This window comes from Streptomyces olivochromogenes (assembly GCF_021538895.1).
In the GTDB taxonomy this organism is placed as follows: domain Bacteria; phylum Actinomycetota; class Actinomycetes; order Streptomycetales; family Streptomycetaceae; genus Streptomyces; species Streptomyces olivochromogenes_A.
In genome coordinates, this window is sequence record NZ_JADDRL010000106.1 from 22167 (window position 1) to 32493 (window position 10327).

Genomic DNA, 10327 nt, shown 5'->3' on the forward strand with positions numbered 1-10327 from the left:
CATCGGATACATGTACTGAGTGAATAGTGATCGACGGTCGGGGTGGGAGAGCCGGTGGGAGAGCCGCCGCTGTGCCGCGCTTCAAGGGCGCCGGAAGCGGACCGGGGAACCGTTCGAGCGTGACGCAGGGGGCGCTCGGCATGACGTATGAATCACGTTGTTCGTGTCTGTACGTCTGCCATCGCGCCCACTGGGTAGGCCTGCCGTAATCCACCAGAAGCCGCAGTATCCGACGTCCCGACAAGGAGACCCCCGTGGCCGCACCGGCTCACCTCTCGCTCCCGGCCCAGTCCAAACCCGTGGCGGAGCCGTCCGCCGAGCCCGATGAACAGCGGCTGTACGTGTTCAGCGCGGAGGGCGTGCACGCCGAGGCCCCGCTGACCAGCGAACCGCCGCTGCCCGACGCCGAACCCCTGACCAGCGAGCCGCCGCTCGCCGACGCCGCCCCGCTGACCAGCGAGTCCGACGCGATCGCGGACCCGTACGACCCGGGGTTGTAGATGACCGAGCCCGGGCCGGCCACGCCCTGCGACGAGGAGCTCTCCCGGCTCGCCGGCCTGCACGGCGTCGCCACCTCCTACAGCCCGTCCCCGGACCGCACGGTCGCGGCCTCCGCCTCCGCCGTCACGGCCGTCCTGGCCGCGCTCGGCGTCGACGCGAGCACCCCCGGCGCGGTCCGCGCGGCCCTCGACACCCGCACCCGCGAGCTGAGCGAGCGACTGCTGCCGCCGACGGTCGTGCACTGGACCGGCGCCGCCACGGACGTCCCGGCGGCCCTCGACGCCCTCCCCTCCGGCACCCGGCTGCGCGTCGAGACCGAGCGGGGCGAGACCCGGGACACCGCCGAGCGGCTCCCGGCCGGCGTGCACAGGGTCGGTGCCACCGCACCCGACGGACGCACCGGCGAGACCCGGCTGATCGTCGCCCCGGACCGGCTGCCCACACCCGCCGGACGCTCGTACGGACTCCTCGTCCAGCTCTACTCCCTGCTGTCGCGGCACTCCTGGGGCATGGGCGACCTCGGTGACCTCGCCGAGCTGGCCGCATGGGCGGGCCGTGTGGCCGGGGCCGGATTCGTGCAGGTCAACCCGTTGCACGCGGCCGTGCCCGGCGCCCCCACCGACCCCTCGCCGTACCGTCCCTCCTCCCGCCGCTTCCCCGACCCGGTGCATCTGCGGGTCGTGAACATCCCCGAGTACGCCCACGTCGAGGACCGCGAGCGCGTCCGCGTCCTGTTGGAGCGGGCCGAGCGGCTGCGCGCCGACGTGCTCGACAAGGGCGCGCTGATCGACCGGGACGCGGTGTGGGAGCTCAAGCGGGAGGCGCTGGAGCTGGTACGGGCCGTACCGCTGGGACCGGGACGGCAGGCCGCCTACGCCGACTTCCTCGCCCGGGAGGGCCAGGACCTGGAGGACCACGCCACCTGGTGCGCGCTCGCCGAGGCCCACGGATCCGACCGGGACCGCTGGCCGCGGGGCCTGCGCGACCCCCGCTCGGCCGAGACCGCGCGGGCCCGTGCCGAGCTCATGGACCGCGTGGACTTCCACTCCTGGCTCGCCTGGCTCACCGACGCCCAGCTCACCGCGGCCCAGCGCGCCGCGCGCGAGGCGGGCATGCCGGTCGGGATCGTGCACGACCTCGCGGTGGGGGTGCACCCCGGGGGCGCGGACGCCTGGGCCCAGCAGGAGTACTTCGCGGACGGGATGTCGGTCGGCGCCCCGCCCGACGCCTTCAACGCGCGCGGCCAGGACTGGGGGTTGCCGCCCTGGCGCCCGGACCGCCTGGCCGAGTCCGGCTACGCGCCCTACCGCCGCCTGCTCCGGGCCCTCTTCCGTTACGCGGGCGCCCTGCGCATCGACCATGTGATGGGGCTGTTCCGGCTGTGGTGGGTGCCGCAGGACCGGCCGCCGACGGAGGGCACGTACGTCCGTTACGACGCCGAGGCCATGCTCGCCCTCCTCGCCCTGGAGGCCTCCCGGGCCGGCGCGGTGGTGATCGGCGAGGACCTGGGCACCGTGGAACCGGGCGTGCGCGAGACGCTCCAGCGGCACGGGGTGCTCGGCACCTCGGTGCTCTGGTTCGAACGGGACTGGGAGGGCGACGGCCAGCCCCTGCCCCCCGAAGGCTGGCGCGCCGACTGCCTGGCCACCGCCACCACCCACGACCTGCCCTCCACCGCCGCCCGCCTCACCGGCGACCACGTCGAACTCCGCGCCCGCCTCGGCCTGTTGACCCGCCCCTTGGCGGAGGAACGCGTGTCGGCGGCCGCCGACACGGCGGAGTGGCTGGCCCTGCTCAGCCGCCTCGGCCTGCTCCGCGGTACGGCCGGGGACCTCTCCTCGGCCGCCGAGGAGGCGCAGATCCAGGCCGTCCACCGCTTCCTGCTCCGCACCCCGGCCCGCATGATCGGCGTCTGGCTCCCGGACGGGGTCGGCGACCGGCGCCCGCAGAACCTGCCCGGCACCTGGGACCAGTACCCGAACTGGCGCCTGCCCGTCGCCGACGCCGAGGGCCGCCCGGTGACGCTGGAGGAACTGGCGGCCTCGCCCCGGCTGCACGCCCTGATCGACGTCCTGCGGGAGATCGGGTGAGACCGCGGGCCCGCCGGGCGCACCCCTGGAGGTGCTTGTGGGGCACCCCGGACGCGCGCTCCGTTCAGGCGTTCGCTACTTTTGCACCGTGGACAAGAAGAACGCCCTGCGCGCCGGCGCCCTGGCCGCCGGTACGACGCTGATGATGCTGCTCATGTCGTCCCCCGCGCTCGCGCTGACCCGCGACGACGGCGACGACCCCGGCCCCGGCCTGAGCGTCGTCCAGACGCTGGGCCTCTACGTCGTGGCCCCCATCGCCCTGTTCGTGATCATCGCGGGTCTGGTGATGGTGCTCGACAAGTCCAAGATCCGCGTGTCCAAGCCCGGCAGGGCGAAGGCCTGAGCGGAACCTGAACCGACGCCGAAGGGCGCCGTCCTCCCGACCTGTGCGGGGACGGCGCCCTTCGGCGTTTTTGCGTCCGTGGGAGCTCAGGGGCTCGGCGCCGTCAGGTACCGCTGCACGGTGGGCGCGAGCCAGGCGACGATCTCCTGCGGGTGCAGCGCCACGGCGGGCGGCAGGCGCAGCACGTAGCGGGTGAGCGCCAGCCCGAGCAGCTGCGAGGCGCAGAGCGCGGCGCGGACCGGGATCTGCTCGGGGTCGGGGCAGGCCTGCCGGGCCACCGGCAGCAGCTGGTCGCGGAAGATGCCCTGCATGCGCTCGGCCCCGGCCTGATTGGTCGCGCCGACCCGCAGCACGGCCGTGAGCTCCTCGTTCTCCTCCCACAGGCTGAGGAAGTGGCCCACCAGCGCCCGGCCGACCTCGTCGCGGGGCACCGCGGTCAGGTCCGGCAGCCGCAGATCGAGCGCGACGGCGGCGGCGAACAGGCCCTCCTTGCTGCCGAAGTAGCGCATCACCATCGACGGATCGATGTGCGCGTCCTTGGCGATGGCCCGGATGGTGGCCCGCTCGTAGCCGTCGGAGGCGAAGCGCTCGCGCGCGGCGGTGAGGATCGCGCCGCGGGTGGCGTCGGAGCGGCGAGCCCCGCTTGAGGCTCCGCCCGGGGTGCCGGTGCCGGTGCCGGTGCCGCCCGGGGTGCCGGTGGGGTCGGTGCTGCTTGCAGTCATGTCAACGAGCGTAGGCCAACGGGTGTGGGTGTCAACAGGCGTGTGCCAACACTCGTAGGCCAACAGGTGTTGACGTCGATGCCGCCCCGCTCCTAGGCTTGCCAACAAGCGTTGACCCACAAGCGTTGACCCGCAAGCGTTGGCCTACGAATGTTGGCCAACGAGCGTTGTCACCCCAGGAGGCCCTCATGAACGGCACGACTCCCGCCGCCCCCCGCGTCCTCGTCGTCGGCTCCGGCCCCACCGGCCTCCTCCTCGCCGGGGACCTCGCCACCGCCGGCATCCCCGTCACGCTCCTCGAAAAGCGCCCGCACAAGATCAGCAACCTCTCCCGCGCCTTCGTCCTGCACGCCCGCACCCTGGAGCAGCTCGACGCCCGCGGCCTCGCCGACGACCTGGAGGCCGTCGGGCAGCCCCTCGACCGGCTCCGCCTCTTCGGCCGCCTCACCGTCGCGCTCGACACCCTCCCCTCCCGCTTCAACCACCTGCTCGTCCTCCCGCAGTACGAGGTGGAGAAGGTGCTGGAGCGGCGCGCGGTGGAGGCGGGCGTGGACTTCCGGTATGAGAGCGAGGTGACCGGGCTGGCGCAGGACGCGGACGGCGTCACCGTCGAGGTCCGCCGCCCCGGCGGCCGCACCGAGAGCCTGCGCGCCGCCTACGTCGTCGGCAGCGACGGCATGCGCAGTGCCGTGCGCGAGGCGATCGGGCTGCCGTTCCCCGGCAGGTCGGTGATCCGTTCCGTCGTCCTCGCCGACGTGCTGCTCGCCGAGAAGCCGGACAGCCTGCTCACCGTCAACGCCGTCGGCGACGCCTTCGCCTTCGTCGCCCCCTTCGGCGACGGCTACTACCGCGTCATCGGCTGGCACCGCGGCCGCGACGTCCCCGACACCGAGCCCGTCGGGCTCGACGAGGTCAAGGAGATCACCCGCCTCGCCCTCGGCCGGGACTTCGGGATGCACGACGCGCGCTGGATGTCTCGCTTCCACAGCGACGAGCGCCAGGCCCCCGCCTACCGCGTCGGCCGCGTCTTCCTGGCCGGCGACGCCGCGCACGTGCACACCCCGGCCGGCGGTCAGGGCATGAACACCGGGCTGCAGGACGCGGCCAACCTGAGCTGGAAGCTGGCCGCCGTCGTCACCGGGCACGCCGACCCCGCGCTCCTCGACACCTACCAGGCCGAGCGACACCCCGTCGGCAAGGCGGTGCTGCGCAGCAGCGGCGGCATCGTCCGCCTCGCCATGGCCAAGCGCCCCTGGACGCTGGCGGCGCGCGCGGCCGTGACCGCCTTCCTCAACCGCGTGGGCCCGGCCCGCCGCAGGGCCGCGGGCCAGATCACCGGCACCGGCTTCCGGTACCCGGCCCCCCGTGGCGCCCACCGTCTCACCGGCACCCGCGTCCCGGACGTCGCCCTCGCCGGCGGCGGCCGCCTCTACGAGGCGCTGCGCGGCGGGCGGTTCGTGCTGATCACTCCGGGGTCGTGCGACGGCGGCGCGGGGCGCGCGGACCGGCTGGCCGTGGAGCGCTGGGCCCGTGGCGAGCGTCGTACGGCCGTGCTGGTGCGCCCCGACGGATACGTCGCCTGGGCGGCCGACTCCGCCGATTCGGCGGCGATCGGGGCGGCGCTGGACCGGCACCTCGGCCGGGTGGCCGCCTGACCCCGCCCGCGGCGGCCCGCGCCGCGCCGCCTACTGCGCGGTTCCGCGCAGCAACTCCCGCAGCAGGTCGGCCAGTCGGCCGGCCTGTTCGTCGTCCAGGGCGGACAGCGCGTCCGTCTGCTCTTCGAGGCCGGCGCCGACCGCCTCGTCGATCAGCCGCAGCCCCTCGTCCGTCAGTGTCACCTGGAGGCCGCGCCGGTCGTGCGGGTCGGGCGAGCGGCGCAGCAGGCCCGCCCGCTCCAGCTTGTCCAGCCGGCCGGTCATCCCGCCGGTGGTGAGCATGAGCGTGGCCGAGAGCTGGCGGGGCGAGAGGGTGTACGGCTCGCCGGAGCGGCGCAGGGTGGCCAGGACGTCGAACTCGCCGCGCGAGATCCCGAACCGCTCGTACGCCTTCTCCATTCGATCGCCCATCGTGCGGGAGAGCCGGAAGATGCGGCCGAAGACCTCCATCGCGGCGGTGTCGAGGTCGGGCCGTACGGCCGCCCACTGATCGATGATCGCGTCGACCGGGTCCTTGCGCTCTGCACTCATGGCGGGAGTATCCGCCGGGTTCCGGTCACCCGCAAGAAAGTGGCTTGACGGTAAGTAGCTTAGAGCTAAGCTATCTATGGCTGACCTGATCGGTCGGACCTGTTCGGCTCTCCCGAAGGGTGTCTTCCATGGCTGCGAACCGCCCCGCGCTCATAGCCCTCACCGCCCTCGCCCCCGTCTCCTGGGGCACCACCTACGCCGTCACCACGCAGTTCCTGCCGCCCGACCGCCCCCTGTTCACCGGTCTCCTGCGTGCCCTCCCGGCCGGCCTGCTCCTGCTCGCCCTCGCCCGCGTGCTGCCGCGCGGCGCCTGGTGGTGGAAGGCCGCCGTCCTCGGCGCGCTCAACATCGGCGCCTTCTTCCCGCTGCTGTTCCTGTCCGCGTACCGGCTGCCCGGCGGGATGGCCGCCGTCGTCGGCTCGGTCGGCCCGCTGTTCGTCGTCGGCCTCTCCGCGCCGCTGCTCGGGCAGCGGCCGACCGTACGGACGCTGCTCGCCGGGGCCGCGGCCGCGTTCGGCGTCAGCCTGGTCGTGCTCAGGGCGGCCGGGGCGCTCGACGCGGTGGGTGTGCTCGCGGCCCTCGCCGCCACCGCCTCCATGTCCACCGGCACCGTCCTGACCAAGCGCTGGGGCCGCCCCGACGGCGTCGGCCCGCTGGCGCTCACCGGCTGGCAGCTCACCGCGGGCGGGCTGGTCATCGCGCCGATCGCCCTCCTCGTCGAGGGCGCCCCGCCCGCGCTGGACGGCCGCGCGATCGGCGGCTACCTCTACCTCGCCCTGGCCAACACGGCGGTCGCCTACTGGCTCTGGTTCCGCGGCATCGGCCGCCTCACCGCCACCCAGGTCACCTTCCTCGGCCCGCTGTCGCCGCTGACGGCCGCCGTCGTCGGCTGGGCCGCCCTCGGCCAGACGCTGACGCCGGTCCAACTGGCGGGCATGGCGCTGGCCTTCGGGGCGACGGTGGCCGGGCAGCTGGGGGCGCGTCCAAGGGCGGTGGCAGGAGCGGCTGCAGTGGCCGGGTCAGGGTCAGGGTCCGGGTCCGGGTCCGGGTCCGGACGATCGTTCAGTTCCGCTGAACAGAACGGTCGAAAGGATTCGATGGACCTGACGGATTCCGCGCGGCGACGGTAGACGGGTCCGCCCGATCACCGACCGGCGAAAGGACCTCCGTGGCCGCGGCGGGCAGGGTGCTCGCCGCCCTGCGGGACCGCGCCCGCCGCCTGTAGCGCCGGTACCGCTGATGGCGCCGCTACCGCTCGCGAAGGCCACGCGAAGGGGCGCCCGGCACAACGCCGGACGCCCCCGTCACCGTACGGACGACTACGCGCCGGCCGCGTCCGCCGCCTGGGCCTTCAGGGCCCGCTCGATGCCCGAGCGGGACTCCGAGACGAGGCGGCGCAGGGCCGCGTTGGGCTCGGCCGAGGCCAGCCACGCGTCCGTCTTGGCCAGGGTCTCCTCGGAAACCTGGACCGACGGGTAGAGGCCGATCGCGATCTGCTGGGCGATCTCGTGGGAGCGGGCGTCCCAGACCTCCTTGAGGACCTCGAAGTACCGGTCCGTGTAGGTCGCCAGCAGCTCCCGCTGGTCGGTCTGCACGAAGCCGCCGATCACCGCCTCCTGGACGGCGTTCGGGAGCTTGTCGGACTCGATGACCGCGGCCCAGGCCTCCGCCTTGGCCTCCGGCGTCGGGCGGGCCGCACGGGCGGTGGCCGCGTGCCGCTCGCCGGCCGCGGTCTTGTCCCGCTCGGCCTCGCCCGCGATCTCCGCCTCGTCGAAGCGGCCGACCGCCGCGAGGCGCTCCACGAACGCCCAGCGCAGCTCCGCGTCCACGACCAGACCCTCGATCGTCTGGGTGCCGTCCAGCAGGCCCTCCAGGAGGTCCAGCTGCTCCGGCGTACGGGCGGTCGCCGCGAAGGCGCGCGCCCAGGCCAGCTGGTGGTCGCTGCCCGCCTCGGCGGCGCGCAGGTGGGCCAGCGTGGCGTCCGTCCAGCGGGTGAGCAGGGCCTCGCGGGCGGCCGGGTCGGCGTACAGCTCGATGGCCAGCTTCACCTGGCGCTGGAGCGACTGCACGACGCCGATGTCGGACTCCTTGCCGATGCCGGACAGCACCAGGGACAGGTAGTCGCGGGTGGCGAGCTCGGCGTCGCGGGTCATGTCCCAGGCCGACGCCCAGCACAGGGCGCGCGGCAGGGAGGACTCGAAGTCGCCGAGGCGCTCGGTGACGAAGGCCAGCGACTGCTCGTCCAGACGGACCTTCGCGTACGACAGGTCGTCGTCGTTGAGCAGGATCACGGCCGGGCGGGGCCTGCCGACCAGCTCGGGTACGGCGGTCAGCTCGCCGTCCACGTCCAGCTCGACGCGCTCGGCACGGACCAGCTTGCCGGTGTCCGCGAGCTCGTACAGGCCGACCGCGATCCGGTGCGGGCGCAGCGTCGGCTCGCCCTTGGCGCCGGCGGGCAGGGCCGGGGCCTCCTGGCGGATGGCGAAGGAGGTGATGACGCCGTCGGCGTCGGTCTCGATCTCCGGGCGCAGGATGTTGATGCCGGCCGTCTCCAGCCACTTCTTCGACCAGGTGCTCAGGTCACGCCCGGAGGTCTCCTCCAGGGCGCCCAGCAGGTCGGACAGGCGGGTGTTGCCGAAGGCGTGGCGCTTGAAGTAGGCCTGCACGCCCTGGAAGAACGCGTCCATGCCGACGTACGCGACGAGCTGCTTGAGCACGCTCGCGCCCTTGGCGTACGTGATGCCGTCGAAGTTGACGAGCACGTCGTCCAGGTCGCGGATCTCGGCCATGATCGGGTGGGTGGACGGCAGCTGGTCCTGCCGGTACGCCCAGGTCTTCATCGAGTTCGCGAACGTGGTCCACGCGTGCGGCCAGCGCGAGCCGGGCGCGTAGGCCTGGCAGGCGATGGAGGTGTAGGTGGCGAACGACTCGTTCAGCCACAGGTCGTTCCACCACTCCATGGTGACCAGGTCGCCGAACCACATGTGGGCCAGCTCGTGCAGGATCGTCTCCGCGCGGACCTCGTACGCCGCGTCGGTCACCTTGGACCGGAAGACGTACTGGTCGCGGATGGTCACCGCGCCCGCGTTCTCCATCGCGCCCGCGTTGAACTCCGGCACGAAGAGCTGGTCGTACTTCTTGAAGGGGTACGCGTAGTCGAACTTCTCCTGGAACCAGTCGAAGCCCTGGCGGGTGACCTCGAAGATCGCGTCCGAGTCGAGGAACTCGGCGAGCGAGGGACGGCAGTAGATGCCGAGCGGCACGCTCTGCCCGTCCTTCTCGTACACGCTGTGCACCGAGTGGTACGGGCCGACGATCAGGGCGGTGATGTACGACGAGATCCGCGGCGTCGGCTCGAAGACCCAGATGTCGTCCTTGGGCTCGGGCGTCGGGGAGTTGGAAATGACCGTCCAGCCAGTCGGTGCCTTCACCGTGAACTGGAAGGTGGCCTTCAGATCGGGCTGCTCGAAGGAGGCGAAGACCCTGCGGGCGTCCGGCACCTCGAACTGGGTGTAGAGGTACGCCTGCTCGTCGACCGGGTCGACGAAGCGGTGCAGGCCCTCGCCGGTGTTGGTGTACGCGCAGTCGGCGACGACACGGAGGACGTTGCGGCCCTGAAGGAGGCCGGGCAGGGCGATCCGCGAGTCCTTGAAGACCTGGTCGGGGTCGAGCGGGTCGCCGTTCAGGGTGACCTCGTGGACCGCCGGCGCCACCAGGTCGATGAAGGACTCGACACCGGTTTCGGTGACGTCGAAGCGCACCGTGGTCACGGACCTGTAGGTGCCGCCCTCCTGCGCGCCGGAGAGGTCGAGATCGATCTCGTACGAGTCAACGGTCAGCAGCTTCGCCCGCTGCCGCGCCTCTTCGCGAGTCAGGTTTGTGCCAGGCACGCGGTCATCTCCTCGTTATGTGTGGGTTGCGCCATCCTTCCATGGGACCCGAGGGGAACGCGATGTCCGGATCCCGCCGGTCACGGGGGCCACAAACACGCCAGCCTGGGCCCATGACCACGTACACCGCACGCCCCATCGACCACCGGGTCCTCAAGGAACTCCGCTCCACGGACGACGCCGGACGCCCGGCGGTGCCCCTGACGGACGAGGAGGGCGGCGCCCCGCTGCGCTGCTGCCTGCGCCGCAGCGACCCCGGCGAGGAGATCGCCCTCGTCTCCTACGCCCCGCTGCGCCGCTGGGCGGCCGCGACCGGAGCCGAGCCGGGCGCCTACGACGAACAGGGCCCCGTCTTCATCCACGCGGAGGAGTGCCCGGGGCCGTCCGGCGGCGTCCTGCCCTTCACCCACGCCCACCGCACGGTCCGCCGCTACTCCGCCGACGGACGCATCCTGGGCGGCCGCCTCGTCACCGACCCCGCCTCACCCGCCGCCTTCGACGAAGCCTTCACGGAGGCCTTCACCGACCCCGAGGTGGCCCTGGTGCACGTCCGGGCCGTGGAGTACGGCTGCTTCCTCTACGAGGTGCGACGGCC

Annotated in this window: 9 protein-coding genes; 6 read left to right on the forward strand and 3 right to left on the reverse strand. The window is 73.2% G+C overall.

The window, feature by feature from the left end; translation table 11 throughout:
- Nucleotides 1–254: 254 nt before the first annotated feature.
- The 3 genes from IPZ69_RS36495 to IPZ69_RS36505 all read left to right on the forward strand — a co-directional run bounded on the left by IPZ69_RS36495 (nucleotide 255) and on the right by IPZ69_RS36505 (nucleotide 2934).
- Nucleotides 255–500, forward strand: a complete 246-nt coding sequence (locus IPZ69_RS36495) for a hypothetical protein (protein WP_235458992.1) — start codon at nucleotides 255–257, stop codon at nucleotides 498–500.
- Nucleotides 501–2591 (forward strand): 4-alpha-glucanotransferase, encoded by a 2091-nt coding sequence (malQ, locus tag IPZ69_RS36500; RefSeq protein WP_235458993.1) that lies wholly within the window; start codon nucleotides 501–503, stop codon nucleotides 2589–2591.
- 88 nt (nucleotides 2592–2679) lie between these two features.
- On the forward strand, nucleotides 2680–2934 hold the full coding sequence (locus tag IPZ69_RS36505) for a hypothetical protein (protein ID WP_235458994.1): 255 nt from the start codon (nucleotides 2680–2682) through the stop codon (nucleotides 2932–2934).
- A gap of 86 nt (nucleotides 2935–3020) precedes the next feature.
- Here the strand turns inward: IPZ69_RS36505 and IPZ69_RS36510 are convergent, their stop codons facing one another.
- The gene (locus IPZ69_RS36510; protein WP_235458995.1) at nucleotides 3021–3656 is read right to left on the reverse strand and encodes a TetR/AcrR family transcriptional regulator; all 636 of its coding nucleotides are present in this window, start codon (nucleotides 3654–3656) and stop codon (nucleotides 3021–3023) included.
- A 188-nt stretch (nucleotides 3657–3844) separates the two neighbouring features.
- Here IPZ69_RS36510 and IPZ69_RS36515 point away from each other — a divergent pair, with 188 nt between their 5' ends.
- Entirely contained in the window at nucleotides 3845–5311 is a 1467-nt protein-coding gene (locus IPZ69_RS36515) for an FAD-dependent monooxygenase (protein ID WP_235458996.1), read from the forward strand.
- 30 nt (nucleotides 5312–5341) lie between these two features.
- Here IPZ69_RS36515 and IPZ69_RS36520 read toward each other — a convergent pair whose 3' ends face one another.
- The gene (locus IPZ69_RS36520; RefSeq protein WP_235458997.1) at nucleotides 5342–5842 is read right to left on the reverse strand and encodes a MarR family winged helix-turn-helix transcriptional regulator; all 501 of its coding nucleotides are present in this window, start codon (nucleotides 5840–5842) and stop codon (nucleotides 5342–5344) included.
- A gap of 128 nt (nucleotides 5843–5970) precedes the next feature.
- Between IPZ69_RS36520 and IPZ69_RS36525 the strand changes: the two genes are divergently transcribed.
- Nucleotides 5971–6972 carry an EamA family transporter gene (locus IPZ69_RS36525; protein ID WP_235458998.1) on the forward strand — a complete coding sequence of 334 codons (1002 nt, stop codon included), beginning with the start codon at nucleotides 5971–5973 and terminating at the stop codon, nucleotides 6970–6972.
- Nucleotides 6973–7161: 189 nt separating this feature from the next.
- Here IPZ69_RS36525 and pepN read toward each other — a convergent pair whose 3' ends face one another.
- Entirely contained in the window at nucleotides 7162–9732 is a 2571-nt protein-coding gene (gene pepN, locus IPZ69_RS36530) for an aminopeptidase N (protein ID WP_235458999.1), read from the reverse strand.
- Between the two features lie 113 nt (nucleotides 9733–9845).
- Between pepN and IPZ69_RS36535 the strand changes: the two genes are divergently transcribed.
- On the forward strand, nucleotides 9846–10327 hold a 482-nt coding region (locus IPZ69_RS36535; RefSeq protein ID WP_235459000.1), incomplete at its 3' end, for a DUF1203 domain-containing protein.